23 protein-coding genes are annotated in these 26423 nt (G+C 43.1%); 11 read left to right on the forward strand and 12 right to left on the reverse strand.

Annotation, left to right across the window (positions count from 1 at the left end; all coding sequences use genetic code 11):
- Nucleotides 1-148: 148 nt before the first annotated feature.
- A complete protein-coding gene (locus CXF69_RS07080) occupies nt 149-688 on the reverse strand; it encodes a DUF2799 domain-containing protein (protein ID WP_227522918.1) in 540 nt (179 codons plus the stop codon).
- A gap of 357 nt (nt 689-1045) precedes the next feature.
- Here CXF69_RS07080 and CXF69_RS07085 point away from each other — a divergent pair, with 357 nt between their 5' ends.
- A complete protein-coding gene (locus CXF69_RS07085; protein ID WP_101205178.1) occupies nt 1046-1642 on the forward strand; it encodes a hypothetical protein in 597 nt (198 codons plus the stop codon).
- Between the two features lie 283 nt (nt 1643-1925).
- Nucleotides 1926-4580, forward strand: coding sequence for a type I DNA topoisomerase (gene topA, locus CXF69_RS07090; protein ID WP_101205177.1), 2655 nt, complete (start codon nt 1926-1928; stop codon nt 4578-4580).
- A gap of 237 nt (nt 4581-4817) precedes the next feature.
- On the opposite strand, the gene CXF69_RS07095 is transcribed toward topA, so the two are convergent.
- Both CXF69_RS07095 and lon read right to left on the reverse strand, forming a co-directional pair.
- Nucleotides 4818-5375, reverse strand: a complete 558-nt coding sequence (locus CXF69_RS07095) for a superoxide dismutase family protein (protein ID WP_057761216.1) — start codon at nt 5373-5375, stop codon at nt 4818-4820.
- Nucleotides 5376-5736: 361 nt separating this feature from the next.
- Nucleotides 5737-8340 carry an endopeptidase La gene (lon, locus tag CXF69_RS07100; protein ID WP_227522917.1) on the reverse strand — a complete coding sequence of 868 codons (2604 nt, stop codon included), beginning with the start codon at nt 8338-8340 and terminating at the stop codon, nt 5737-5739.
- 448 nt (nt 8341-8788) lie between these two features.
- Between lon and CXF69_RS07105 the strand changes: the two genes are divergently transcribed.
- The gene (locus CXF69_RS07105; protein ID WP_101205176.1) at nt 8789-10150 is read left to right on the forward strand and encodes a Na+/H+ antiporter family protein; all 1362 of its coding nucleotides are present in this window, start codon (nt 8789-8791) and stop codon (nt 10148-10150) included.
- 118 nt (nt 10151-10268) lie between these two features.
- On the opposite strand, the gene CXF69_RS07110 is transcribed toward CXF69_RS07105, so the two are convergent.
- The 3 genes from CXF69_RS07110 to CXF69_RS07120 all read right to left on the reverse strand — a co-directional run bounded on the left by CXF69_RS07110 (nt 10269) and on the right by CXF69_RS07120 (nt 11756).
- On the reverse strand, nt 10269-10685 hold the full coding sequence (locus tag CXF69_RS07110; RefSeq protein ID WP_101205175.1) for a hypothetical protein: 417 nt from the start codon (nt 10683-10685) through the stop codon (nt 10269-10271).
- 157 nt (nt 10686-10842) lie between these two features.
- Nucleotides 10843-11091 carry a hypothetical protein gene (locus CXF69_RS07115; RefSeq protein ID WP_101205174.1) on the reverse strand — a complete coding sequence of 83 codons (249 nt, stop codon included), beginning with the start codon at nt 11089-11091 and terminating at the stop codon, nt 10843-10845.
- Nucleotides 11091-11756 carry a 5-formyltetrahydrofolate cyclo-ligase gene (locus CXF69_RS07120; protein ID WP_228706749.1) on the reverse strand — a complete coding sequence of 222 codons (666 nt, stop codon included), beginning with the start codon at nt 11754-11756 and terminating at the stop codon, nt 11091-11093. The genes CXF69_RS07115 and CXF69_RS07120 overlap by 1 nt, the downstream gene beginning before the upstream one ends.
- A gap of 210 nt (nt 11757-11966) precedes the next feature.
- Between CXF69_RS07120 and fumC the strand changes: the two genes are divergently transcribed.
- Nucleotides 11967-13370 carry a class II fumarate hydratase gene (fumC, locus tag CXF69_RS07125; RefSeq protein WP_102078772.1) on the forward strand — a complete coding sequence of 468 codons (1404 nt, stop codon included), beginning with the start codon at nt 11967-11969 and terminating at the stop codon, nt 13368-13370.
- Between the two features lie 310 nt (nt 13371-13680).
- On the forward strand, nt 13681-14208 hold the full coding sequence (locus tag CXF69_RS07130; protein ID WP_101205171.1) for a peroxiredoxin: 528 nt from the start codon (nt 13681-13683) through the stop codon (nt 14206-14208).
- A 112-nt stretch (nt 14209-14320) separates the two neighbouring features.
- On the opposite strand, the gene CXF69_RS07135 is transcribed toward CXF69_RS07130, so the two are convergent.
- The 5 genes from CXF69_RS07135 to CXF69_RS07155 form a co-directional block, all read right to left on the reverse strand.
- Nucleotides 14321-15133: a MipA/OmpV family protein gene (locus CXF69_RS07135; protein ID WP_102078863.1), complete on the reverse strand. Its 813-nt coding sequence runs from the start codon at nt 15131-15133 to the stop codon at nt 14321-14323.
- A 147-nt stretch (nt 15134-15280) separates the two neighbouring features.
- Nucleotides 15281-16354: a rhomboid family intramembrane serine protease gene (locus tag CXF69_RS07140; RefSeq protein ID WP_102078864.1), complete on the reverse strand. Its 1074-nt coding sequence runs from the start codon at nt 16352-16354 to the stop codon at nt 15281-15283.
- A 106-nt stretch (nt 16355-16460) separates the two neighbouring features.
- On the reverse strand, nt 16461-17648 hold the full coding sequence (locus CXF69_RS07145; protein WP_101205168.1) for an alpha-hydroxy acid oxidase: 1188 nt from the start codon (nt 17646-17648) through the stop codon (nt 16461-16463).
- A 91-nt stretch (nt 17649-17739) separates the two neighbouring features.
- Entirely contained in the window at nt 17740-19512 is a 1773-nt protein-coding gene (locus CXF69_RS07150) for an L-lactate permease (protein ID WP_101205167.1), read from the reverse strand.
- A 488-nt stretch (nt 19513-20000) separates the two neighbouring features.
- On the reverse strand, nt 20001-20315 hold the full coding sequence (locus CXF69_RS07155) for a glutaredoxin family protein (protein ID WP_101205166.1): 315 nt from the start codon (nt 20313-20315) through the stop codon (nt 20001-20003).
- Between the two features lie 289 nt (nt 20316-20604).
- Here CXF69_RS07155 and mtgA point away from each other — a divergent pair, with 289 nt between their 5' ends.
- From mtgA to CXF69_RS07180, 6 genes are all read left to right on the forward strand, one after another.
- Nucleotides 20605-21294, forward strand: a complete 690-nt coding sequence (gene mtgA / locus CXF69_RS07160; RefSeq protein WP_101205165.1) for a monofunctional biosynthetic peptidoglycan transglycosylase — start codon at nt 20605-20607, stop codon at nt 21292-21294.
- A gap of 411 nt (nt 21295-21705) precedes the next feature.
- A complete protein-coding gene (gene ppk1, locus CXF69_RS07165) occupies nt 21706-23850 on the forward strand; it encodes a polyphosphate kinase 1 (RefSeq protein WP_227522920.1) in 2145 nt (714 codons plus the stop codon).
- Between the two features lie 315 nt (nt 23851-24165).
- A complete protein-coding gene (locus tag CXF69_RS14330; RefSeq protein WP_166739243.1) occupies nt 24166-24336 on the forward strand; it encodes a hypothetical protein in 171 nt (56 codons plus the stop codon).
- A 63-nt stretch (nt 24337-24399) separates the two neighbouring features.
- A complete protein-coding gene (locus tag CXF69_RS07170; protein WP_227522915.1) occupies nt 24400-24666 on the forward strand; it encodes a hypothetical protein in 267 nt (88 codons plus the stop codon).
- Nucleotides 24667-24732: 66 nt separating this feature from the next.
- On the forward strand, nt 24733-25059 hold the full coding sequence (locus CXF69_RS07175) for a hypothetical protein (protein ID WP_101205163.1): 327 nt from the start codon (nt 24733-24735) through the stop codon (nt 25057-25059).
- 70 nt (nt 25060-25129) lie between these two features.
- Complete coding sequence (locus tag CXF69_RS07180; protein WP_057761189.1) at nt 25130-25330, forward strand: hypothetical protein; 201 nt, start codon at nt 25130-25132, stop codon at nt 25328-25330.
- Between the two features lie 178 nt (nt 25331-25508).
- On the opposite strand, the gene CXF69_RS07185 is transcribed toward CXF69_RS07180, so the two are convergent.
- Nucleotides 25509-26306 carry a MiaE family protein gene (locus CXF69_RS07185; RefSeq protein WP_227522914.1) on the reverse strand — a complete coding sequence of 266 codons (798 nt, stop codon included), beginning with the start codon at nt 26304-26306 and terminating at the stop codon, nt 25509-25511.
- Nucleotides 26307-26423 lie beyond the last annotated feature (117 nt).

The following is a 26423-nucleotide window of genomic DNA, read 5'->3' on the forward strand; positions in this document are numbered from 1 at the left end:
ATAGTAGAAAACTGGCTAGATAAACCAATAGCCCAACCAGTAAAACAACCAGAACCGCTATAATAAAAACAATTAAAATAATAAAATTTTCTCCAACCTCATTAACTACTTAAACCTCAAATTAAGTCGTTAGTGAGGTTTTCTTTTTTTACCAGCCGTAGCCAAACGGACGATAGCCGTAACCAAAACCTGCATGTCTGTAGCCAAATGGGTAAGGTGAGCGTAAGTAGTCGAGATCACGTTGGCGAATATAGTAGTAGCGCCCTTGAGAGTAAGCTTCTTCTAACTTCTCAATACCTTCTAACGGACAAACAGGTTGCCAGTCATAGCCTTCGCGACCGAGCTTATAAGCATTCAATTCAGTACAATAGTTTTTGAGACCTTGTTGACGGCCTTGCTCCCATTGGATACGGTTAGGGCTAGCACCGCCTATACTAGCGCAGCTATTGGTATAGTGACCGAAGTAGGCACCTGAACGTCCTTGCGAGCCATCAGCGTAGCCGACTTCTTGCCAGTTACTGTTTTGACATTGCTGCGGGGTTAGGCTCTGAGTCGTGGCACAGCCTGATAATGTTAGTACGACCGCGCCAAGTAGCGATATGCTTATGCCTGTTTTGCTCATGACTTTACTTGTCAGCTTGCGAGCGTGATAAGCGCCCGATGAGTTTGACTCAATAATATAATTCATAATAAACCTGCGCGCGTTTAAAATTATGGTTTATCATAGCACTTTTTTGAACTGACCACTTTTAGTATCTGGTTTTTATAGCGTACTGTACTCGGTAAGTTTATATACGTTAAACAATTGATTTAATAGCGTAACTTGCTAAATTTTCATATGCTTTAAAAGCACCTGTTGCACCGCGATTGGACGACAACGCTTGATTTTTAATGGTTCGTGCTCATTATAAGCCCTTATATATCGTTGTTTATTATCGTACTAATCGCAAAACTATATGTACTATTTATAAATAACGGTTCATTAGCGATATTTACCGCTATATCTCTTAGTATCTTTTTCATTTAGTCAAAAGGCCAGACCATCATGGGAACATTGATTGGCGTTATCATTGTACTATTCGTATTAGGGAGTATGATGGCGCTCAAACCGAACGGTATCGATCAGCGTTTGGATAAGCTGCGTATGACCGCGCGTCGTTTACAGCTCAATCCAAAACTCGTTTCGTGCCCTGATTGGATCAAAGGCCGTGATAATGAGTATGGCCGCGGTATGCTTGGACAATACTGCCTGATATTTGAAGACACTAAACTGCCGCATACCCGTTATCAAGTGATTGATGGACAGTGGCGACCAGACAGCAGTTTTGTTGATACCAGTACAGATGATAAGACGCTTACTATTCCCAGTGCGATTCGTTCTAGTCAAATCAGCAATAATCCAGTAGTCAAAAAGACTGATTTTAGCTTGGATCAAGTGCCGTTGGAGCTGCCAGTAAGTATCGAGCCGTTTGTTAAAGGTCTATTGACCAAGGCCAATAGCATTATTATTTATTGGGAAGATATTGCTTATGTACGTCCAGCATCTAATCCTACGTACCATCAAAAACGGATTGAAGCGGACTTATTAGTGCTCAAAGAAAACCTTGAGAAGTGGGCGCTACAGATGCAAAAACAAGCATAAACCTAGTAAAGCGTTTTTTCGTCTCCATTAAAGGGCAATATGCAAGCAGTTTGTCATATTTAAATTATTTAAAGTTGACAGTTTAACGCTTAGCAGTGTAACGTCTTTATAACTATATCTTTATTTTATGGTTATTATTTGTTTTATAACCTTTTTTATCAGCAGCGATTATTACTATAAATAGCTGAACCATGGTCAAACCATGAGTATTAGCTTCCATAAATTGCCGTGCTGCTGAATTTAACCTTACTTTTAATTTACTTATATTATGGTGTCGTCAAACATGGCAAAAACCACAACCAAAAAAAGTCCAGCACCAGCTGCTGACAGCCCAAAGGGTAAGTCTTTGGTGATTGTAGAATCACCAGCCAAGGCAAAAACGATTAATAAATACCTTGGTGATGACTTTATCGTACGCTCAAGTATCGGTCACGTCCGTGATTTGCCGGTCAGTGCGAGCAAAAGTGCAAAGAAAGCCACGACCGCTAAAAAAGATGACAGTCTGACCAAAGAAGAAAAAGCGCAGCAAGCACTGGTACGCCGCATGGGTGTAGATCCAGAGCATGATTGGGCGGCAGTCTATGAAGTACTGCCAAACAAAACCAAAGTCATCAAAGAGCTTAAAGCATTAGCCAAAGACGCTGACAAAATCTATCTAGCAACGGATATGGATAGAGAAGGGGAAGCAATTGCTTGGCATCTAAAAGAAGTCATCGGTGGCCCTGATAGCAAGTATCAACGTGTGGTCTTTAACGAGATTACCAAGTCAGCTATTCAAAGTGCGTTTAAGCAGCCTTCGAAATTAGATATTGACCGCGTGAACGCGCAACAAGCGCGTCGGTTCTTGGACCGTGTTGTCGGCTTTATGGTATCGCCATTATTATGGCAAAAAATAGCTCGCGGGCTATCTGCAGGCCGTGTACAGTCAGTTGCCATGCGCTTGGTCGTCGAGCGTGAGCATGAGATTCGCGCATTCATTCCAGAAGAGTACTGGCAGATTCATGCTGATACGCACATTGCTAATGGAAAAAAAGACGCTGAGCAAGTCGGTATCCGTTTAGAGGCGACCAAACAAGGCGGTAAAACTTTAAAACTTGGTAATAAAGAGCAGACCGATAAAGTGTTAGAGGTGCTCAAGGTAAGCGACTTTATCGTTAAAGAGCGTGAAGAAAAACCAACGCAATCACGTCCAAGCGCACCATTTATTACTTCGACCTTGCAACAGGCTGCCAGCACGCGCTTAGGATTCTCTGTTAAGAAAACCATGATTTTAGCGCAGCGTCTATACGAAGCGGGTCATATTACTTATATGCGTACTGATTCGACGTTCTTATCAGGCGACGCGCTTGCTGCTGTCCGTGGTCATATCGAAGACAGCTATGGTGCAAAATATGTACCAGAAAAACCAAATTTCTATGGTAACAAGCAGGGCGCACAAGAAGCGCATGAAGCGATTCGTCCTTCTAATGTCAATATGAAGTCAACACAGCTCAAAGGTGTTGAGCGTGATGCAATACGTCTATATGAGCTAATCTGGCGTCAATTTGTAGCGTGTCAGATGTTACCTGCCAAATATCTATCAGTGAACCTGTTTGTAGGCGCAGATGATATCGAGTTAAAAGCCCGAGGTCGTACCATGGTTTTTGATGGTTTCACAAGAGTGATGCCACCGGCCAAGACTGACGACACCTTACTGCCTGATGTCAAAAAAGGCGATAAGTTAAACCTAGATAAGCTAGATCCGAGTCAGCACTTCACTAAGCCTGCGCCTCGCTATACTGAAGCCAGTCTAGTAAAAGAGCTTGAGAAAAAAGGTATCGGTCGTCCATCGACTTATGCATCCATTATCTCAACCATTCAAGATCGCGGCTATGTGAAGCTTGAAAACAAGCGTCTGTTTGCCGAAAAAATGGGTGATATCGTCACTGATAGATTGACAGCTAGCTTCCCAGACTTAATGGATTATACCTTTACCGCCGCGTTAGAGGACAAGCTCGATCACGTGGCAGAAGGTGAGCAAGACTGGAAAGATGTGCTTGATAATTTCTATGGCGAGTTCAAAACCACTCTAGAGCGTGCCAAAGAAAAAGATGGTATGCGTCCAAACGATCCAACTGACGTGCCAGATGTCCATTGTGATATCTGTGATCGTCCGATGCAATTGCGTACAGGGTCAACAGGTGTATTCTTAGGCTGTACTGGCTACAATCTACCGCCAAAAGAGCGTTGTAAAGGCACCAAAAATCTAATGCCAGTTGAAGCATTCGCCAATCTAGATGATGCGGAAGGTGATGACGAAGCGGCAGAAGTTAAAGATTTGATGGAGAAAAAACGCTGCCCGAAATGTGGCACGGCGATGAATGGTTACATCGTGGATGGTGGTCTCAAACTACACATTTGCGGTAACAACCCTGATTGCGATGGTTATATCCTAGAAGAAGGCAAGTTTGAAGTTCCTGGCTCAGATGCACCAACTATTGACTGTAATAAGTGCGATGGGCAGATGGAGCTTAAAACAGGACGCTTTGGTCCGTATTTTGCTTGTCAAAACTGTGATAATACGCGCAAGGTACTAAAAACTGGTGAAGCAGCGCCGCCACGTATGGATCCAATCCATCTACCAGAGCTAAAATCGACCAAGCATGATGATTACTTCATTTTGCGTGAAGGCGCGGCTGGTATGTTTCTCGCGGCCTCTAAGTTTCCAAAGGTTAGAGAAACGCGTCCACCAAAGCTCGCTGAGCTACGAGAAATTAAAGACAAGATGGAGGACAAGTTCCAGTATCTGTTTGCAGGACCAGATGAAGATCCTGAAGGTAACCCAACCATCTTGCGCTGGTCACGTAAGAAAAAAGAGCAGTATATCGGCTCTGAGAAAAACGGCAAGGCCACACGTTGGGGTGTTTACTGGCGTAAAGGTGAATGGGTAGAGGAGTAAATATTGTTACATCCAATATAGTGCTTTTATAGCGTCAGACTCATTTAATGTACTACAGGTACAATTTGCATTGGTCTTTCTTATATTGGCTTAAACAAACCTAATAGTTACTTCCAATAAAAAACCCTCTTATAATTTAAGAGGGTTTTTTTGTGCTTATAATATTTCTTTTAAGCTATTTCTTTCAAACTATTTTACGTTTACAAACCTAGTCTAAGTTCATAAATTAGGACAGTATTAGTTTTTTACGATGATACCGCAACCAATACGATCGCCTGCATTACCTGAAGGCTGACTGGTATAGTCGTCAACGCCAGCATGTACGATAAAGGCCAAACGATTTACGCTATATTTACCTGCTTCAGTCGCTGCGATTTTCTTATTCACATAGTTAATAGTAGCAACACCATCTTCATTAGCAGTTAAGTTTGGCAAGTCACCAGCATGGCCATTCATATCATCTGGATTAGAGTGTGGCTTGTTATCTGGGTTGAAGTGACCGCCTGCCGCTTTACCCATAACGTCACAGCTGCCTGTTTCGTGGATATGTAATGAGACAGTTCTGCCTGGCTGTAGGTTAGTGAGTTTACCGTAAACTTGGACGCCACCATCAACTGGGCGTAAGAAAACTTGACCAACTTCTTTCTTCTTGCCATCTACTGTTTGTATAGTTGATTTTAGCGTCGGTTGTGCTAAAGGGTTACCCGTTTGCATTTGACTTTCTACGGTTTGGCAACCAGTCATTGCTAACGCTGAACCGCATAATAAGGTACTTGCAAGTAATGTCTTATTCATTATTATCTCCAATTGTTTGAGTTGTTATTTTTAGTCTTCATTAAAGCCACGAATATCTATCGTTATTGTTCTATAAAAATCGGTGTCAATATTCGTTAACATCGGAGTCAGTATAGCCAAGCTAACTCTATAGTTATTCATCAAATGCGCAACAATCAGTTAATAAATGTAAGTAACGTATGGGTTTGAAAAACGAACTAAGATAAATGATTTTCAAAATTAAATGGCTTTAAATGCGTGAGAAACCTACTAAGAAGGCTATGAACTGCAAGCAAATGAATAACAAACAGGCATAAAAAAGCCGCCCATCATTGTGATAAGCGGCTTCCTAATCTATAGAACTGGCTTAATAAAGGGTCAATTAATTGTGCAGTGCTTTACCAGAGGTTTTATCAACAGTCACTTTGGCAGGCTTAATTGGTGTTGGCATACTCACCAAAGCAACCTTTAAGATTTCCTCAATCGTCGCGACTGGTTGAATGGTTAAGCCTTCTTTCACGTTATCAGGGATATCCGCCAAATCACGCTCATTGGTCGCTGGAATCAATACGTGCTTGATACCACCGCGATGTGCCGCAAGCAACTTCTCTTTAAGGCCGCCGATACGTAGGATTTTACCGCGTAAGGTAATCTCACCTGTCATCGCAATATCTGGACGAATAGCAATACCTGTCAACGCAGAGACGAGCGCTGTCGTCAGTGCACCACCAGCAGATGGGCCGTCTTTTGGCGTGGCACCTTCTGGCATATGGACATGGACGTCTGTTGTTTTAAATGTCTCGTAGTCGATACCTAAGCTGTCACCGCGAGCACGAACCACGCTCATGGCTGCGCGAATCGACTCTTTCATTACATCGCCGAGTGAACCGGTAAAGCTAAGCTCGCCTTTACCTTTCATACCGACCGCTTCGATGGTCAATAACTCACCGCCGACCTGAGTCCATGCAAGACCAGTAATACGACCAATCTCAGGCTCTTCTTCAGCCAGACCGTAGTCATACTGATGCACACCTAGATAGTCATCGATGTTCTTGTCATCGACTGTCACTAGCTGACGCTCTGCTTTTTTCGGAGCGCGAGCACCATGAGTTTCAACCGAACCGCGAACCACTTTACGGCAGATTTTGTTCACTTCACGCTCAAGGTTACGCACACCTGCTTCACGCGTATAGCTACGTACGATACTGTGCAATGCTGCTTCAACAATCTCAATTTCACCTTCTTTGAGACCATTTTGCTTAATCGCTTTTGGCACTAGGTATTTCTGTGCGATATTGACCTTTTCTTCTTCGGTATAACCCGGTAAGCGAATAACTTCCATGCGGTCAAGCAGTGCAGGTGGAATATCCATGCTGTTGGCAGTACAGATAAACATCACTTGCGACAAATCTAAGTCCATATCTAAATAATGGTCGTTAAACGTGTCATTCTGTGATGGATCCAATACTTCAAGCAACGCTGATGCTGGATCACCGCGGAAGTCTTGCGCCATCTTATCGATTTCATCCAATAGGAACAGCGGGTTTTTGACTTCTACTTTTGCAAGTGATTGAACGATTTTACCCGGCATCGCACCGATATAGGTACGGCGATGACCACGAATCTCTGCTTCATCACGTACGCCGCCAAGGGCCATACGCACAAACTTACGACCAGTGGCACGGGCAATTGATTCACCCAATGAGGTTTTACCAACACCTGGAGGACCGACGAGACATAGAATCGGGCCACGAAGTTTCTTCACGCGTGATTGCACGGCGAGGTACTCTAAGATGCGGTCTTTCACATCTTGCAAGCCATAATGATCTTCGTCTAATACTGTTTTGGCTTTGTCTAAATTGATCGAGACTTTGGTCGTCGCATTCCACGGCGTGTCCAAAATCCATTCAATATAGTTGCGTACCACTGATGATTCACTTGACGCAGGTGGCATCATTTTGAGCTTTTTGAACTCTTGCTCCGCTTTTTTGCGCACGTCTTCTGGCAAGTCAGCATCTTCTAAGCGCTGCTCTAGCTCAGCCACATCATCTTCACCATCGAACGCGCCGTCATTCATATCTGACAGCTCATTTTTAATGGCTTTCATCTTCTCATTTAAGAAGTATTCGCGCTGATTGTCTTCCATTTGCTGACGGACAGCATCTTGGATGTCCTGCTCGATGTTTTGCTCAGCACTTTGCTTGACTAAATATTCAGTCAAAGTGTTGATATGCGTTTTGATATCGTCTTCTTCTAGGAAAGACTGTTTGATATCAAGGTCCATCGACACACGAGTTGAGATGAAATAAACCAACTCAAGCAAGTCGTCGATACGCTTAGCCACACGAGTCAGCTCACGTGCATTGCGAAGTCGCGCATCTGCATAGCTTTCGAATAATGTGGTTAACGCTTGAATGGTATTTTTCTGTTGGCTCTCATCCATGCTGACATCGAGGTCGGCACGTTCAAATCTCGCCATTAATAAATCATCATGACCTTCTATATTGTCAACACGAGCGCGGTATTGACCTTCGATCAATACTTTAATGCAGTTCTCATCGCTGTCATGTGGCATGGTGCTGACGATGCGGCACACCGTACCGTACTGATACAAGTTATCTTGGTCAATATCTTCGGTCAGTGAGTCTTTTTGCGCGACTACCAGTACTTTGTTGCCATACTCAGCCTGTGCCAACTCAACCGCTTTCACCGATGGTGCGCGTCCCACAAACAATGCAATCTGCATATGTGGATAGACGACAACGTCGCGTAATGCTAGCAGTGGCAGATAGCTTTCATCTTCATTGTCTTTGACAGTGTTGGATGAGGCATTTAACGCATCCGTAGATGCGCTTTCTGTCTCATTGTTCGCATCAGCACTGATGTTAGCGTCAGTGTCAGTATTTGCATCAGACGTCGTGTCAGTGTTAAGGGCAGATGATACATCGATGTCGATGTTGTCTTTATCAATATTATGTTCACTCATATGTTTTTCCTCGTTCCCCAGACTTGTAAAGTCAAGTTCGTGGTTCATGTTTAGATAAATGGTGCTCACGAAAAAAATTGCAAGGCTGAATGGTGAAGTCGTCTGCTTATCTTTGTTAAATAGTTATCTGAGTGCTCAGTAAACAATGTTATCGATGTTATCAACGATGTGTCGGTAATGATATATCGTCAATAGTATGACGGGTCTATGAATGATAAAGACAGTTAGGAATTATAGAAGAGGGTTTAGATGTATAGGTGGTATTTGGCTGACTGTATTGATGTCTAATCGGTTCTATGCGTAGGCTTTATACCCAAAATAAGGTAAACTGGCGCGCGTCTAAAACAGGCTCTCATATTGAGACGTTTCAGACAACAGGGCGATATTCATTAGTCTCAATATTCATAGGTCTCAATACGACCAAAGTATAAAGAACAAGGGGCAACACATGGCCATCAATGCAGTATTGCTAGCAGTTATTATCATGCTAGGACTGTCACTTTCGCGAGTGCACGTGGTGCTCAGTTTATTAATCGGCGCGCTGGCAGGTGGACTGCTAGCAGGGCTTGGTATTACTGATACGCTCAATGCTTTTCAAGAAGGCATCCGTAATGGCGCAGAGATTGCGTTGTCGTATGCACTGCTTGGGGCGTTTGCGGTAGCGATTGCTCATTCGGGCTTACCGCAATCGTTGGCAGGCGCGGTCATCAAACGTATTGATGCTGCGGGTACGAGTGGCATGATTAAGTACATGCTGTTTGCAGGCCTCATTACCATGAGCTGCTTTAGCCAAAACTTAATCCCTATTCATATTGCCTTTATTCCGCTACTGGTACCGCCACTACTGTTAGCATTCAATCGCATGCAGATTGATAGACGCCTAATTGCTTGTCTGATTACGTTTGGACTGGTCACCACCTATATGTTTATTCCTTATGGTTTTGGTGATATTTATCTGAATCAGATTATGCTAAAAAACGTGGGTGAGGCGGGCATTGATGTTGCTAATATTTCTGTGGTGCAGGCCATGGCGATTCCTGCATTGGGTATGCTAATTGGTCTGCTGGTTGCTGTATTTATTAGCTACCGTAAGCCACGCGCGTATCAGCAGATTGCGATAGACCAGCAAGCGCATGATGCCGTCGTAGAAGGTGATGCATTAAGCAAAACTGCCGCTGGCGCACAGTCGCAAAGCAAGCTAAAGACACTGGTTGCACTGGCTGCTATCGTGACGGCTTTTGTGGTGCAGTTATATACTGATTCGCTACTACTTGGCTCAATGTTTGGCTTTGGTGTGTTTATGGCGACCGGCGTGGTGAAGTGGCGTGATGCTGATGGCGTCTTTAATGACGGTATCAAACTGATGGCGATGATTGGCTTTATTATGATTACCGCGCAGGGCTTCGCTGAAGTCATGAAAGCCACTGAGCAGATTCAACCATTGGTCGATGGCGCAGCCTCACTATTCGCTGGTAACAAAGCAATGGCGGCATTTATTATGCTATTGATTGGTTTGATTGTGACCATGGGTATTGGTTCGTCATTCTCAACCATTCCTATTTTGGCCGCAATTTATGTGCCGCTGTGTATCTCTCTAGGGTTCTCGCCGTTGGCTACTGTGGCGATTATCGGTACGGCTGGCGCACTTGGGGATGCGGGTTCGCCTGCGTCAGATTCTACATTGGGGCCAACCTCTGGTCTAAATATCGACGGTCAGCATGACCATATCAAAGACAGTGTGATACCGACATTCTTGCATTACAATATTCCGCTACTGGCCTTTGGTTGGATTGCAGCGATGGTGTTGTAGGTGATTTGGTCAGCCCTTTAAATCAATCCAAGTACCCAACAAAAAAGACGCTTATCGGTAAGCGTCTTTTTTTGCATTAGTTATAGGACTGTTAGAGTAATTAAATTAAACGGTTCTCTTAAGTACCGATATCTTGCTTTATACTTTCTATATTTTTGCGCAACAGATATACGAAAAACAGCGTAATGAAGGGGTCATAAACATGATCTAGTCTCAAATCGCCATTGATGTATTCAACAATAGCCAACGCAAACAAAGACAGCAGAATAAAAGAAAAGCATTGAGATATAGGAACCAAAAAACGTAGAAAAGATGTGCTGCTAGAGGGCTTTATATGACGTATTTCAATATGGGTGCTAAGCGCGAAGGTATAAAATGCTGCAAGCGCTAGCAAAAAGGTTCTTAGTTCAGCAAAATCAAAGCCGTTGTAATCATAAATATAAGCCGAAGGCGTGGCCAAGAGTAATAGCACGAACAGATAAAAACAAACTTGTAGCGAAGAGGGCGACATAAACTCTTTTTTTACTTTGTCCACGATCAACGACCTATACTGTAATAATAATTATTTGCGATAAGTATAGTTTATAGGCCATGTGGAAACAATAGTTTGGCAATAAAAAGCAAGCGTCGATCAAATCAAACCACTCTATAACCGCGTTTCTTCAAATTGTGCTCTATCAGTTATATATGTGTTATTCATCGAAATCTCTCAACTCGTCACTTAAACCATTCAAAAACGCATCGCTTTGCGCCAGTAGTTCGTTTAAGCGTTCTTCATTGACGAGCCGTGTCATCTCATCAGCGCTAAACGGTTGCTCTTGACTGTAGTAGCGTTGCTCTCTAGCGTCCTCATTGCCTAATGATTGCAAATATTCATCCACACTGTCTGCACTGGAATCAGCAGCGCTAGAGTCTTTTTCAAATTGTTTATCGTCTTTCATTAAAACCACCTTATGCCGCTTGGCGTAATTAAGCCATCTAATGGCACATCCCACGGTTGGCGCTCTAATTGCTCAACCACTTGAAAGTCATAACACCAGCCAATTTTTAATGGCTTTTTAGCGCCCGACCGATAGCTTTTCCCAAGCGTCGTATCATAGAACCCGCCACCCATGCCCATACGGTTACCATTTAGATCGACCGCCACTAGTGGACAGATAATCACATCTAACTCTGTCGCCCATAGCAGAGCGCGGCTGTGGTTCTGTTTCATGCCTAATTGATGAGTGCGAGTGGGGACATTGACCAGTTTTGAATGATAAACAGGTACGAAGCGCAGGCGTTTATTATCATTACCATTGCTAGTACGGCTAAGTGAACCAACAACTGGTAAATAAGGTAAATAGCCTAAGCGTTGACACCAGTCTAATATTAGCTGAGTAGGTAGCTCACCAAATCCATCATAATAAAGCCCAATGCGTGCATGTGTAGGCAATCGCTGCTGTAGTTTGGTCAAATGTAAGCTTGCAGACTGAGCAAGTTGTCTACGTTCTCCATCGCTCAACTGACGGCGTTGGCGAGTAAAGTGTCGTCTAGGTGGGTTACTTAGTGTGGGTTCTTGTGAGTTAAAAGTTTTTGGCTCAGTGGGCATAGTTTTAGAGTGCATAGGTATCTTATCCAATGAAGTATCAGATTGGTGGTGACAGGCGTTTTTAGACATTCGTTTTTAGGCATCGCTCAAGGCTATTTGTGAATATTCAACACGTCCTAGTCATGCTATCATAACGCCACTTTATATCGTATTCTCCTTTATGTGCAGCAGATGTTGCATTTTTTAGAGCAGTCATAAAACAACAAACCATCAAAGAGGGTAGTTATGTCGACACAGAATCAGGCAACTCGTACCGAAAAAGACACCATGGGTAACGTAGAAGTCCCAGCTGATGCCTATTGGGGTGCACAAACCCAGCGTAGCCGCGAAAACTTCAAAATCGGTGGCGAGACATTGCCGCGTCCGATGATTGAAGCGATGGCACTGGTCAAAAAAGCCGCTGCGATTACCAATGCAAGCCTAGAGCGTATCGAAGACGACAAGCGTGATCTTATCGTACAAGCCGCTGACGAAATCATCAATGGTGGTCTGGTTGATCAGTTCCCATTGGTTGTATGGCAGACAGGTTCTGGCACTCAGTCAAACATGAACATGAACGAAGTATTGGCCAACCGTGCTAACGAAATCGCTGGTTCTGAGCGTGGCAGCTACACGCCAATTCACCCAAATGACCATGTAAACCATGCACAGTCTACCAACGACAGCTTCCCAACGGCGATTCGTGTGGCAGCTGCGCGTCAAATTAACAGCTTATTGATTCCAGCAGTAAAAGCACTACGCGATACGCTATCTGCAAAAGCCAAAGAATTCGATAGCATCGTAAAAATCGGTCGTACGCATTTACAAGACGCGACGCCTTTGACCTTAGGCCAAGAGTTCAGCGGCTATGTGAGCCAACTTGACCACGCGTTAGTACGTATCGACAACGCGCTACAAGGTCTATATGAATTGCCACTAGGCGGCACTGCGGTTGGTACTGGTCTAAACGCCCATCCTGACTATGCAGTAAAATCAGCTGAGCAACTAGCGACTTTGACTGGCTTGCCATTCGTTACGTCACCAAACAAATTCGAAGCACTAGCCGCTCGTGATGCTGAAGTATTTGCGTCAGGCGCACTCAAAACTCTAGCAGCTAGCTTAAACAAAATCGCTAACGACGTACGCTGGCTCGCCTCAGGTCCTCGTTGTGGTTTGGGTGAGTTGACGATTCCTGAAAATGAGCCAGGCTCTTCTATCATGCCAGGCAAAGTAAACCCAACGCAGTCAGAAGCAATGACGATGGTTGTCGCTCAGGTCATGGGTAACGACACGACGATCAGCATGGCTGGCGCATCAGGTAACTTTGAGCTAAACGTGTATAAGCCAGTGATCGCCTTTAACTTATTGCAATCTATCAAGCTACTTGGCGATGCTTGCAACAGCTTCAACGAAAACTGTGCCGTTGGTATTGAGCCAGTAAAAGGCAAAATCGATGACTTCTTGCACAATTCATTGATGCTAGTAACGTCATTGAACCGTCATGTTGGTTATGAAAATGCTGCGAAAATCGCTAAGACTGCTTATAAAGAAAACAAAACCTTGAAGCAAGTGGCGGTTGAGCTAGAGCTATTAACTGAAACGCAGTTTGATGAGTGGGTCATTCCTGCTGATATGGTACATCCTAAGTAAGTAGTAGACTAAATAATGACTTGCTACGGCGTCAGACTCGCTTAATGTACGATCAGTACAATTTGCGCTCGTCTTTCTGGTAGCAGCATCATATTTGTTCCACTGAGAATTTAGAAATAAAAAGACTTTGTCACTTCTTATAAGAGTTATAAGAGAATGTGGCAAGGTTTTTTTGTCTATATTTTTCAAGTTAGCGCTATATTTTATCTAGGGGACATAATCTCAAAGATTGCTTATGGACCAGTATAACTATTATCATATACCTGCAGGATTTTAGAAAAAAAGACAATAACCTAAATCGGAGTAAATAATGATTACCCATGTTCCTGATATGACTTTTAAAACTCGTGTTCGTGATGACTCTATTGGCGGAGACAACCCGTTCACATGGTATGATCTAACCACAGATGAGTTATTTGCCAATAAAAAAGTGGTTGTGTTTTCTCTACCAGGTGCCTTTACACCAACTTGTTCAAACAGCCATCTCCCTCGTTATGAAGAGCTTTATAATGAGTTTAAGGCATTGGGCGTAGATGAAGTAGTTTGTATTTCTGTCAATGATGCGTTCGTCATGTACCAATGGGGTCTAAAGCAAAACCGTGAAAACGTTTTCTTACTTCCTGATGGTAATGGTGAGTTTACGCGCAAAATGGGCATGCTTGTTGACAAAAGCAATGTTGGCTTTGGTATGCGCTCATGGCGTTATTCGATGGTTGTCGATAATAAAGAAGTTAAGAAAGTGTTTAAGGAAGCTGACTTTGGCGACAACTGTCCAATAGACCCATTTGAAGTATCAGATGCGGACACTATGTTAGCGTATTTAAAAAGTAACGCTTAGATTCCATTGAGTTTGTAGTGTGGGTGGTAACCCGCAAATCTATAGATTTATTGAATAAAAAGACCTTGTCACGTTATATGACAAGGTCTTTTTTATGACAATTTAGGCTCAATTAAAACTTATAAAGCAAACCAAGCGTCGTCGCTGCTTCAGTACGTGAGTCGACCATTGGGCTATCGTACTGCTCATTCGGTACATAGCTCACGCTTTGATTGGCAAATCCTGCCCAGCGCTCATTAAAGTCATAGTTGGCACTGATATTGATATATGGGTTCAAGCTCGAGTTAGATTTATAAGCGGCAACGCCTGTTTCTGCTGACTCTTCTTCACTGACGCCATAGTAGTATTCATTGTAGGCCGCATCATGATACTCAAAGCCGATGCTTGGATAGACCGTCAGCTTGTTTCTCGTGATCTTGGCAAGGTAAGTTAAGCGACCAGTATTACCGCCACTTTCGTCCAACACATCGGTCGCAAACTGACCACGAAACGCACCGATAGGCGTGCGACGCTGGTAGCTTATACCTGCTTCTGCGGATAGTTTGCGCTCATCGAGACCTTGCAGGGCACCATTAGCATCATCAGGATCAAACGAATTCCCTGCGAGCTGCGCGTAAGCAGAGAGCTGATTGACACCATCATTGATCAAGTACGCACCCGCTTGAGCACCGCGCGCATAGATCCTATTATTGTCATAAAACACGCCCGGTAACACACGCACTTCAGTGCTGTCTTCGAGATCATAGGCGGATTTGACCGCCATGACATTGACCCCAACGCTAAGCTCAGCATCTTTGTCAGTCGGCAAGTTGTCATTAAAAAGTGCGGCGTTAGACAGGCTAGCCACACTAAATAGTGCAGTAGCGGTAAACGCGCTAAACATAGTGCGTGTAGAGATATTAGGTAGCGCTGCAAGTTTTAACATAATTGGATCTCGTAAGTGAGTATAAATAACTGAGTGGTGCGAGTAAGCAAAACGTGTTCAAAAGAGTAAGCAATAAAAGGAATCAGTGATGTTGGTCAGTATGCTGTTTTTGGGAGCTATATAGCAATGATAGATAAGTATGAGCATTTACTCAATGGCTTTTAGTACTTGTAGTAATTGCTGGTGAATATCTTGCCACCACCAGACAAAACCAATGCTGATAAGTAACATCGCAAGCCATGGTAATAGCTGCCAAATAACGGAAGGTTTTTTAAGTGCTTCGGGTTCAATACTATTATGAACAGTGCCATTGTTTAACGGTGAATTGATAGTATTAACGCTATCGGCATATATGTCTGATGTATTCGTTTCATTGTTTGCAACCGCAGTATCTTGCTCAGTTGAATTGGCAGCAAAGTGAGGTGATTGATCGAGAGGAGTAGCATCATAACGGCTTTGGTTATCGTGTTGGTCTTTATACTGTCCACTATAATGACTGTTATATGATGGGGTGTCGTGAGCGCTGTATGAATAGTTGGTTTGATAAGGCTGGAGACGCTGCGCTTGCTCAGATGCGACATTTTGCATAGCGACCGCGAGACGCTGACGGTAACCAATCGCAAAAGCTAAGGCAATAACAAGCCCTGTGATCGCGCCGCCGATATGACCAGCATTATCGATACCCGGTACGGCAAACCCATAGACGAGGTTGATGCCCATAATAAATATCAGGCTTTTGAGGTTAAGCACCATGCCATTGACCGATATTTTAAACAGGGCAGCGATCAGTAACGCCGCACCGATACCCATGATACCACCAGAAGCTCCCGCTGATAGGCCGGGCTGTCCCGTACCATCCAAAATACTTTGCCACGTCATATAGCTATTGAGCAAGTTACCGCCAACTGCTGCTAGTAAAAATAATGCCAAAAACTTGGCTGAGCCAAACATCGGCTCGGCAATCTGCCCAAAGAAATACATGGCAAAGCCATTAAATAGTAGATGCATGAGACCAATGTGCAAAAACGCACTACTGGCCAAGCGCCATGGGTCATCCATCATCGTTAAGGGTAAGGTGTTGGCACCCCATTTAACTAACGCTTCAGTTGACGGGTTATTGGCATCGACGCCAGTGACTATCTGCATGACAAATAGCCCAATAAAGCAGGCTAATAGCAGGGTAGTGACGGGCGCTGTTTTTAATAATTGTTGAATGGTCATAAAGGCTAACTGTCATCAAAAAGTTATAGAGACAGTATAAAGGGTATGAGCAAATTATGTTATGTGTAGCCGGTTTTAAACGTTGATTGTTCTACAATCAGCCGCTCTAAAAACGACCCACTTTGAGGTTTTCATACGTGCCTTTTACCAAGATATTATCCGTGACAGTATTGATATCGGTATGACCACAGAATGCCATAGATATATCACACTCTTTATAGATAATCTCAAGCGCGCGGCGCACCCCGTCTTCACCATACGCTCCCAATCCGTAGAGAAAAGCGCGACCAATCATTGTGCCCTTTGCACCCAATGAGATGGCTTTTAGCACATCTTGACCAGAGCGAATGCCACTGTCTAACCACACTTCAATGTCGCTATTCTCAGCATGGACAGCTTGTACGATGTCTGCGAGGGCAGAGATAGAAGATAACGCGCCATCCAATTGACGACCGCCATGGTTTGAGACGACTAGGGCATCCGCGCCACTGCGAGCCGCCATAATAGCATCTTCAGGCTCCATGATACCTTTTATGATAAGTTTACCGCCCCACATGTCTTTGATACGCGCCACATCGTCCCAGCTCAGACGCGGATCGAATTGCTCTGCCGTCCAAGCAGAGAGTGATGACAGATCCTCAACATTTTGTGCATGACCGACGATATTACCAAACGTGCGGCGCTTGGTGCCGAGCATATTAAGACACCATTCTGGCTTGGTCATTAAATTTAAAATATTAGCCAATGTGGGTTTTGGCGGTGCGGATAGACCGTTTTTGATGTCTTTATGACGTTGTCCCAGCACCTGTAAGTCCGCAGTCAAAATCAACGCAGAACAGTTTGCTGCTTTGGCACGGCGAATCAAATTGGCCATAAAGTCCTGATCACGCATGACATAAAGCTGAAACCAAAACGGCGCACTGGTATTTTCAGCGACGTCTTCGATAGAGCAGATACTCATTGTCGATAGTGAAAAGGGCACGCCGAATTTTTCAGCGGCGCGTGCGGCATGTATCTCACCATCTGCCCACATCATGCCGGTAAAACCCGTTGGGGCGATGGCTACAGGCATCTTGACTGGCTCACCGATCATACTCGTTGCCAGACTGCGGTTATCCATATCGACCAATACGCGCTGGCGCAGCTTGATACGGTCAAAGTCAGTCTCGTTATTACGATAGGTGGTCTCAGTCCACGAGCCTGAATCGACATAGTCATAGAACATACGCGGCACTTTACGCTCAGCAACGCGGCGCAGATCTTCGATTTCGGTGATTTTAGTTAAGTCTTTCATAGGTTTATCTCTTATTGCTGTTATGTTTTAACTAGAAGGCAACCTTAACCTAACGCTACTAGATCTAGTTTAATAGCGTCAGCTTGCCTGATTATCGTCCATTCAGTTTTCTACGGGAAAATTTGCCACAAAAAGACATCAGTCCAAAGAATGTTATGGGCCAGAGAACGGCTAAAGCCCACCACCATATTTGACCGAAGATGATAGCCATACCGATCAAACCTGCTTGCACGACATAATAAATCATCGCTAGCAGTGTTTTGCGAATCACATAGCCTTCTTTATCCACCAAGCCGACTACTGCGCAAGCAGCTACCACATTATGCACCGAAATCATGTTACCAGCCGCACCACCCACAGCTTGCAAGGCTATTACTTGTGCTGCAAGGTCGCTATTGAGTCCGATCTGATTGGCTGTTGACCATTGAAAATATGAAAACATCATATTGCTAATAGTATTTGAACCGGCGATGAAAGCACCCATTGCCCCAATCCATGGAGACACTAGCGGCCACGCATTTTGAAAAGCATCGGCAGCACTTTCAGCCAGTAATATTGGCATAGCCGGTAGCGCAGTAGCGACTTCAGCGGCTGAGCCTGAATTAATGAATACTTGTACCATAGGCACCGAGAATAGCAAAGCTGGTGCGGCAGCAACCATGGTCTTTGCCGAGTTACTCCAACTGCGCTTTACCGCTTGGCTATTCATTTTGAACAGTAAAATACATAATAAAGAAGTAATAATTAGAATGCTACCAGGAGAATAGGCGAGCTGTATCTTACTAGAGATTGTTGTACCAAAAAGATTAGTAAGGCTAATGGTTGTTAAATCCCCTACCAGAAAAGCTTTGAGTGGTGCAATCACTCGAGTTATGACCAATAAGGCAATCACAATGAAATAGGGCGAAAATGCACGAATTAAAGAGAACTTTGGGGTTGCTGAATCATCATATTTTACCTCGTCTAAAGTACCCAGCCAGTCTTTGTCCCATTTTGCGCGAGGGGCAAAATCAAAAGTATCTTTAGGCATCAAAAAACCACGCTTAGCAGCGGGAAGTACAATTAACAACCCAATGAAACCGCCAATGAGTGAAGGGAACTCAGGCCCTAGAAATTTAGCAACCAAAAAATAAGGAATAGTAAAGCAAAGACCTGCAAAAATGGCAAATGGCCATACTTTAAGCCCTTCTATGAAGGAGCGTTTTTCACCAAAGAACCTTGTCAAAAAAGCACTTAAAATTAAAGGTATCAAAAACCCAATAAGCGCATGTACAAGGCCTACGTTAGCTGTAATCTGTAATAAATAATTTTCGGCAGTAGTAGGGGCAATGGACTGTGCTAAATCTTGTTTATCAGTAATACCAGACCAAACGCCAAGTAGTAGAGGCGTACCAACTGCACCGAATGATACGGGTGTAGATTGAATGATAAGAATAACCATGACCGATGCCATCGCTGGAAAGCCTAAAGCCAACAACAGCGGAGCACCCACTGCAGATGGTGTTCCGAATCCTGATGAACCTTCTACTAAAGAGCAGAACAACCATGCCACAATGATCGCTTGGACGCGCCTATCAGGTGAAATATCCATAAAGCCCTTACGTATGGCGACAAGAGCGCCGCTTTCTTTCAGCGTATTCAGCAGTAAAATAGCTGCGAATACAATGAATAAAATAGTAAGTGCCACAATAATCCCATTAACAGTAGCAGCCGCTACCTGAGCACCACTAGCGTGCCAAATGAAAAAGGCTAGCAGAGCTGTCACCAAATAGGCAATACTCATAGCTATCTTAGCTGGCAGGCGCATAACTATGAGTAGTATGAATACAACGAGAATTGGCGCTAAGGCTAAGAAAGTGTACATAATTAACAGTCCTTATTGTTATTAACAGTCCTTATTATTGTGTATACCAGCTTATTTTTTACTGGTTTTAAAGTCATACTAAGTTATTACTATAGTCGATACACTCTAAAAATGTCATAGCGCTACTGGGATGAATTTTGCGCAGCCTCTGGGAACGCAGCACGCAAGTAAAATTTATACCAGTAGCGCGTTTAAATCCATAACAGTTTTACATTCAGCTAACTATATTTATTAAGGCGTGTTAAACACGCCCTAATAGTTGCTCTTAGGTGCTTTCGCTGAGAATTGTATGTATATGATTTAACAGAGTGCAAGGTTAGAGAGTTGAGATTATTGATCAGTAAATCATTAGCATTAGTATAATCAATTTACCAAACAGAATATAAAAGTAGTCTAGCAAATATTGAAATACCATACTAGCTAAAATTAGCGGTAGATATTCTAATATAAGAAATTTAAAAGCTCTATAACATCAAAACAAAGTGCCGTTAGTTGTGAGCTAACAGTTGCTGCAAATCCATCACTGAAAACGGATAATTTAATCGCTGTGATGGAGTCAAAATCACAGGGATAGACGTGGCAAAATCCATCATAAGCGCCTCATCAAAGTCTGCAATATCGACATTTTGGTAAGTGATTGGTTGTACCGACTGAAACTGTGCAAGTATTTGCTCAGCGATATCACATAAATGACAGCCAGAGGTTCCTAGTAGCCACCATTGATTGCTATTTTCAGTGGTATTGAGGTTTGGGCTTGCGGCAATAACACGCGCTCGTAATACTTCTATACTATTATTATGCATGGTGAGCTCTCTGAGCTTAAAGTATGCCAAAAAATGCTGATTATTAGGCTATTTTGATAAAAAGTAAAAAATAGTTGGTTTATTATTACATCATAAAGAAGTGGTGTAAATAATGACAGTGATTGTGAGATTAGGTAAGATGACCTGCTACTGGTCATTACTAATGACTGCCTGTTAATAAAAGGCAATGACAGCTATTTTAGGACTATTGGTTCATAGTTGCTGTTTTTAGTTATTAGCAGATGACCTATATTATCTTATTACTTTTTTAATCACTCGGATATCGCGCATGACAAGTTTTGGCACATTTATCAAACGTCTGTTATTGGCAATTATGCTATTGGTTGTCGCATTCCATATATTGGTCGTCGGGCTATTATTAATTTGGAAAACACAGCCAATTAACAACAGTATGTTTATGTTGACGCATCGCCTAACGGGCGGCACGGTCACCCAGACATGGGCTGAATATGATGCGATTGCCAAATCTGCTAAGCAAGCGGCGATTGTGAGTGAAGACTCGACGTTTAGTCAGCACAGTGGTTTTGATTTCAAAGGTATTAAAGCGGCGCAAAAGAAAAATGAAGAAACAGGTAAGATGTCTGCTGGTGGCTCAACGATTACGCAGCAGCTAGCAAAAAACCTATTTCTGACTTCGCATCGCTCTTATGTGCGTAAGGCAGAAGAGGCTGTCATTACTGTCATGATAGAAACGCTGTGGGACAAGCAGCGCATCATGACCGCTTACCTAAATGTGGCGGAGTTTGGTAATGGTATCTATGGTATTGATGCAGCAGCGCATCATTATTTCGATAAGTCTGCGGCCAATCTAAACCGAGATGAGTCAGCGCTTCTGATTGCGATGCTTACCAATCCAAAATACTACGAAGACAATCAAGGCGATAAGCGTTTACGTAACAAGCAACGTATTATCAAAAAACGCATGAAAAACGCTGTATTACCGCAAGCATCTTCATAAATATAAAGCATTAAGGTTGGGCTAGGGCGTGTCCTCATTTTAAAAATGGTGATAAAAATGAGATAAATTGCCGTCAAACAAGGAAAATAGTGCAGATAATATCGAGATATTGACCAACTATTTGACGATGTTTGGCAAAATTTAGCTGTTTTTAGCCCATTTAGAGGACACTCGTTTGAATTGAGGACACGCCCTAGATTATAGGATCGGATGTTGTAGGCTCGGCTATTTCGAATAAGACTAGGACATGCCCTAGAAAAGACAGAACGATAAAAGATGATGGCGTATCGATAACGCAAAAGGAGTAGTAACGTGGTAGAGATAAATAATAATCAGAACAGCGGTGATATGAACGAGATGATCGACGTTAATAGTGTGAGTGAAGATGGCAACGAAAACGTTAATAAAAATATGAGCGTAAGCAGTAACTATAATGATCTGACCGACATCGACTGGCAACGCTCAGAAGACGGCAGCTATTCACCCAGCAGTTATATCAATCGAGATTTGTCTTTATTACAGTTTCATCTGCGAGTATTAGCGCAGGCATCTAGTTCACGTCACCCATTGCTTGAACGCTTATTTTTCTTGATTATTTTTTCATCCAATCTTGATGAGTTTTTTGAGATTCGTGTCGCTGGTATCATGCAAAAGCTTAACATCGGTGATGTATCTACCAGTGCTCATGGCATGCGTCCTAGCGAAGTGTTAAACGAGATATCTATTATTACTCATGCGGCTATCAGTGAGCAGTATCGTATTCTCAATGAGGATATCCTGCCAGCACTTGCGCTCGAAGATATTCGCTATCTCAAACGTGATGAGCTAAACGCTGAGCAGTCTGCATGGATGAAGCGTTATTTTACGGAGCAAGTCGTACCCGTATTGACACCGATTAGCATTGATCCGGCGCATCCATTCCCGCGTCTTGTAAATAAAAGCTTAAACTTTATCGCTACCTTGGAAGGCAAGGACGCCTTTGGACGTGATATCAACTTAGCGATTGTACCTGCGCCGCGCAGTCTACCGCGTGTGATTCGTCTGCCAGATGAGCTAACTGGTGGTAAAGAGCATCATGTAATGCTATCCGCTATCATTCATGAGCATATCGGTGAGCTATTCCCTGGCATGAGTGTGACAGGCTGTCACCAATTTAGGCTGACACGTAATGCTGATTTAGACTTGGCCGATGATGTTGAAGATATTGCCAAAGCACTAGAAGGCGAGCTTGAAAATCGCCGCTTCGGTGATAAGGTGCGCCTTGAGGTCACAACTGATTGCCCAACGCATATCAGTGAGTATCTGCTTAATGAGTTTGAACTGCATGACAACCAGCTATATCGTGTCAATGGCCCCGTCAATCTGACGCGCTTGCTGTTTGATTTTAATATCCCAGCGCTACGCTATCAGCCGTTTACCCATGCCATACCTAAAGCATTTCGTCGAGAGATGGATAAGTCTGACAAATCGACCAGTATGTTTGCTGCCATGCGCAAAAGCGATGTGCTCGTGCATCATCCGTTTCATGCATTTTCTCCCATTATCAATTTGCTTTGGCAGGCCGCCAGCGATCCTAAAGTGCTGGCAATCAAGCAGACACTATACCGTTCAGGTACCAATTCAGAGATCGTTAAGGCACTGGCAGCAGCCGCTCGTAATGGTAAAGAAGTCACGGCCGTCATTGAGTTGCGTGCGCGTTTCGATGAAGCCTCTAATATTGCCGTTGCTAACTATCTACAAGAAGCAGGCGCGGTCGTGGTCTACGGTATCGTAGGTTACAAGACCCATGCCAAGCTCATGCTAATCGTACGCCGCGAGGACGATCGAATCCGTCGTTATGTTCATTTAGGCACTGGTAACTATCACGCGGCCAATGCCAAAGTCTATACGGACTATGGTCTGTTTAGCGCCGATCCTGATATCTCAGAAGATGTTCACAAGATATTCCAAGAGTTAACCGGCATGGGTAAGCCTGCCAACCTCAAAAAACTATTACATGCACCGTTTACTTTGCATGAGAAGTTGATGAGCTTTATCGATGATGAAATCACTCATGCCAAAGCGGGCAAACGTTCTCATATCATTATCAAGGCCAATGCGTTAACTGAGCGCCGTCTCATTGATAAATTATACGATGCCTCGCAGGCAGGCGTTAATATTGAATTAATTCTGCGGTCGATGTGTTGTTTACGTCCACAAGTAAAAGGACTCTCTGAAAACATTACTGTGCGCTCTGTTATCGGTCGGTTTTTGGAGCATACGCGCGTTTATTATTTTTATAACGATGGTGATGAGCGTCTATACTGCGGTAGTGCAGACTGGATGGATCGTAACCTATTCCATCGTGTAGAAGTGGCGTTCCCGATTGAGAATAAAAAGCTATTTAAGCAGATTTATCAGGATGGCTTAATTAGCTACTTACAGGATAATACGCAAGCGTGGACACTTAATGGCACTGGCGTTTGGCAGCAGTTACAGCCAGCAGCAGGTGAGGAGCCACACGTCGCACAAGAGCATTTATTAAAAACGATTAATCGTGTCGAAGAGTCTAGCTAATTCTTAAAAGCACCTTTAGGCGATAATCAGCTATTCAATTATCTATCTGACCAAGCACTGGTAAATACTGGTGCTTGGTTTTTTGTGCTCACCAATTGCAAAAGTTACAAACTGACTTGCAACCTCACAATTATTCACATATTGATACGGCAGTACACTGGTGCATTACCCAAGGTCATACCTATAATTAATATCAATTCTGACGCTACTTGATAAGTATTGGTTACTCATTTGGGCGTTGGGACAAGTTCAAAACGTATATCGATTTAATGTTTCAAAACAATTTAATAAAATCATAAGAATAGGAAATAAACCATGAGTACTACTAACGATGACAATTCAGATATCAAGCAAGCTGCAGAACAGGTAAATGGTCAGGAAGTTGAAAAAAACTTAGCAGAGAATAAAAAAGCCGACGCCCCTGAATCGTTAAACGAAGAAGAGCAAACGCCTTTTATCGATGATGATTTACGTACTGATAAGTAATTTCTAATATTAATCACCGACCTAATATACGATAACAACAAATAATAAAGCGAGGGACGCGCCATGACTATGCAAGAACCAGTAACACCAGTAGCAACGGAAACAGAAGAAAAAGTAATCGTGGATGACCTTGCTGCTAGTGAGTTAGAAAACCCTAAAGATAGCTACGCAGGGCGCAAGCACAAGCCTGAAATCGATGGCCCTGAGCAAGACTCGCAAGAGACTGACGAAGTTTATGCTGATCCACGTAAAGAAGAAAATCTTCCAGCAGGTGGCAAGAACGCAGCAGAACTAAGTGCCTACGACTTGAGCCAAAAAGGTAACGAGTAAAGGACTATAGATAACAGTGTGCTAACCAAATCGACAAAATTATAAATATAAAAAAAGGATATGATAATGCAAGCCAAAGACTCAGCAATAGACAAGACAAAGGTACTAGGATCTGATGATCATAGTGCAATTGAAAAAAATACTACCGAGAACAAAGGAACTGATACTTTTGATGAATCTGTGGTCGACTCAGAACACGTAAATGATAATGACAATCCAGCGCGCCAACCAGATCGTCGTGATCAAGAAGGTAGCACCGCATTCGATGACAATATCAATGAAGATACTGTCGGTAGTGCAGCACCCAAGAGTGAGGGTATTAATGATTTAAATCGTTATGCCAACATTGATAACGCACAAACTCGCATCTTAAATCCTGATGAAAAAGATTAAACAGGGGCAAATCTCAAAAAATATAGTGTTTCTTGGGTTAGATAAGTAATTATCATAGTAGGGAGTAGCAATGAATAACTCACATAATGAAAGCGTCAATAGCGATCATAACTTAAAAGATGCAGATGACAATAACGGCATTGTCCCTGATGATGCATTACAAAAAGCAAATCCAGCTGCAGCAGAAAAGGCTACGGAAGATCATGATCCGCATAATGTCGCTAAGAGTAACAAACAGTATGATAGTCCATTGATGGAAGATAAAAAGTAAGAATTAACTATATCGGTAGCTATTAGTATTTGTATATAAATAGGCATTTGTATATAGATAAAAAGGCACTGTGTTTGGTAAGAGTATATAACTCGTATCAAACACAGTGCCTTTTTTTGTTTCCTACATTTTTACTTTCTACATTATATAGGTAACAGGTTTAGGTAAGGCGTGGGCTTTAAGCAGGTGTGCCACTATGAAAGCGTAGCTCAGCATCTGGGCTACTGATTAATTCAGCCTCTACTTCCTTAAAGAAAGCAACTCGCTCATCGATATTCTCATCTGATAATGATTGAGCGAGCGCAAGATAATCTTCGAAATGACGACTCTCTGACTTGAGTAGATAACGATAATACTTCGCTAAGCGTTCATCATCGATGACTTCGGCCAACGCTGCAAAACGCTCACAAGAGCGCGCCTCAATAAATGCCCCAATTATCAATACATCAACCATCGCTGCTGGCTCGTAAGTGCGTTTATGCTTCAACATACCTTTGGCGTAGCGTCCAGCACTTAGATATTTCCACTCTTGACCGCGCTCATTCATGATACCCAGTACTTGCTCGTAGTGCAGCATCTCTTCTCGTATCAGCTGTGCCAATTTACGCTGCAAGTCATACGAGAACTCATAACGAAATATCAAATTCATCGCAGTACCAGCGGCCTTTTTTTCGCAGTTGGCATGGTCTTGAATGATCATAGGTAGGTTTTCAATCGCAGCATTTACCCAAGCTTGCGTGGTTCGAGCACCTAAAAAGTTATAAACAGGAGATAAGTCTACCTTTATAGGAGTGCGCAGATGCGTAATATCGACACTGTCTTCTTCAGGCAGCTCTTCTTCGATTAGATCTGATTCAGCACTACTATTTACAGTTTGAGAGATATTTTCTTCGATAGATATTTTCTCGATACTATCGTTATCTATCGTATTTGCTGTGGGTTGTAATGTTGCGAGGTCTTGTTGATTGATAGTCATAGTTTAAGGAAGCTTTATTTATGAATGGTAATACCAGTAATTATATCGTTAGTCTGACCTAGATACGATGCTAAATAACAGACAGTCATCAATAGGTGTTTATTAATAGATAACGAT

The sequence above is a fragment of the Psychrobacter sp. Choline-02u-9 genome, assembly GCF_002836505.1.
GTDB lineage: Bacteria > Pseudomonadota > Gammaproteobacteria > Pseudomonadales > Moraxellaceae > Psychrobacter.

Bases quoted from the DNA above. Each gene is read 5' to 3' on its own strand.
- CXF69_RS07080 (WP_227522918.1), bottom strand. From the start codon at position 688: ATGAATTATATTATTGAGTCAAACTCATCGGGCGCTTATCACGCTCGC.
- fumC (WP_102078772.1), top strand. From the start codon at position 11,967: ATGTCGACACAGAATCAGGCAACTCGTACCGAAAAAGACACCATGGGT.
- CXF69_RS07095 (WP_057761216.1), bottom strand. From the start codon at position 5,375: ATGAATAAGACATTACTTGCAAGTACCTTATTATGCGGTTCAGCGTTA.
- topA (WP_101205177.1), top strand. From the start codon at position 1,926: ATGGCAAAAACCACAACCAAAAAAAGTCCAGCACCAGCTGCTGACAGC.
- ppk1 (WP_227522920.1), top strand. From the start codon at position 21,706: ATGAGCGTAAGCAGTAACTATAATGATCTGACCGACATCGACTGGCAA.
- CXF69_RS07155 (WP_101205166.1), bottom strand. From the start codon at position 20,315: ATGCATAATAATAGTATAGAAGTATTACGAGCGCGTGTTATTGCCGCA.
- CXF69_RS07185 (WP_227522914.1), bottom strand. From the start codon at position 26,306: ATGACTATCAATCAACAAGACCTCGCAACATTACAACCCACAGCAAAT.
- CXF69_RS07115 (WP_101205174.1), bottom strand. From the start codon at position 11,091: ATGAAAGACGATAAACAATTTGAAAAAGACTCTAGCGCTGCTGATTCC.
- lon (WP_227522917.1), bottom strand. From the start codon at position 8,340: ATGAGTGAACATAATATTGATAAAGACAACATCGACATCGATGTATCA.
- CXF69_RS07085 (WP_101205178.1), top strand. From the start codon at position 1,046: ATGGGAACATTGATTGGCGTTATCATTGTACTATTCGTATTAGGGAGT.
- CXF69_RS07175 (WP_101205163.1), top strand. From the start codon at position 24,733: ATGCAAGCCAAAGACTCAGCAATAGACAAGACAAAGGTACTAGGATCT.
- mtgA (WP_101205165.1), top strand. From the start codon at position 20,605: ATGACAAGTTTTGGCACATTTATCAAACGTCTGTTATTGGCAATTATG.
- CXF69_RS07140 (WP_102078864.1), bottom strand. From the start codon at position 16,354: ATGACCATTCAACAATTATTAAAAACAGCGCCCGTCACTACCCTGCTA.
- CXF69_RS07130 (WP_101205171.1), top strand. From the start codon at position 13,681: ATGATTACCCATGTTCCTGATATGACTTTTAAAACTCGTGTTCGTGAT.
- CXF69_RS07180 (WP_057761189.1), top strand. From the start codon at position 25,130: ATGAATAACTCACATAATGAAAGCGTCAATAGCGATCATAACTTAAAA.
- CXF69_RS07135 (WP_102078863.1), bottom strand. From the start codon at position 15,133: ATGTTAAAACTTGCAGCGCTACCTAATATCTCTACACGCACTATGTTT.
- CXF69_RS07120 (WP_228706749.1), bottom strand. From the start codon at position 11,756: ATGCACTCTAAAACTATGCCCACTGAGCCAAAAACTTTTAACTCACAA.
- CXF69_RS07170 (WP_227522915.1), top strand. From the start codon at position 24,400: ATGACTATGCAAGAACCAGTAACACCAGTAGCAACGGAAACAGAAGAA.
- CXF69_RS07145 (WP_101205168.1), bottom strand. From the start codon at position 17,648: ATGAAAGACTTAACTAAAATCACCGAAATCGAAGATCTGCGCCGCGTT.
- CXF69_RS14330 (WP_166739243.1), top strand. From the start codon at position 24,166: ATGAGTACTACTAACGATGACAATTCAGATATCAAGCAAGCTGCAGAA.
- CXF69_RS07105 (WP_101205176.1), top strand. From the start codon at position 8,789: ATGGCCATCAATGCAGTATTGCTAGCAGTTATTATCATGCTAGGACTG.
- CXF69_RS07150 (WP_101205167.1), bottom strand. From the start codon at position 19,512: ATGTACACTTTCTTAGCCTTAGCGCCAATTCTCGTTGTATTCATACTA.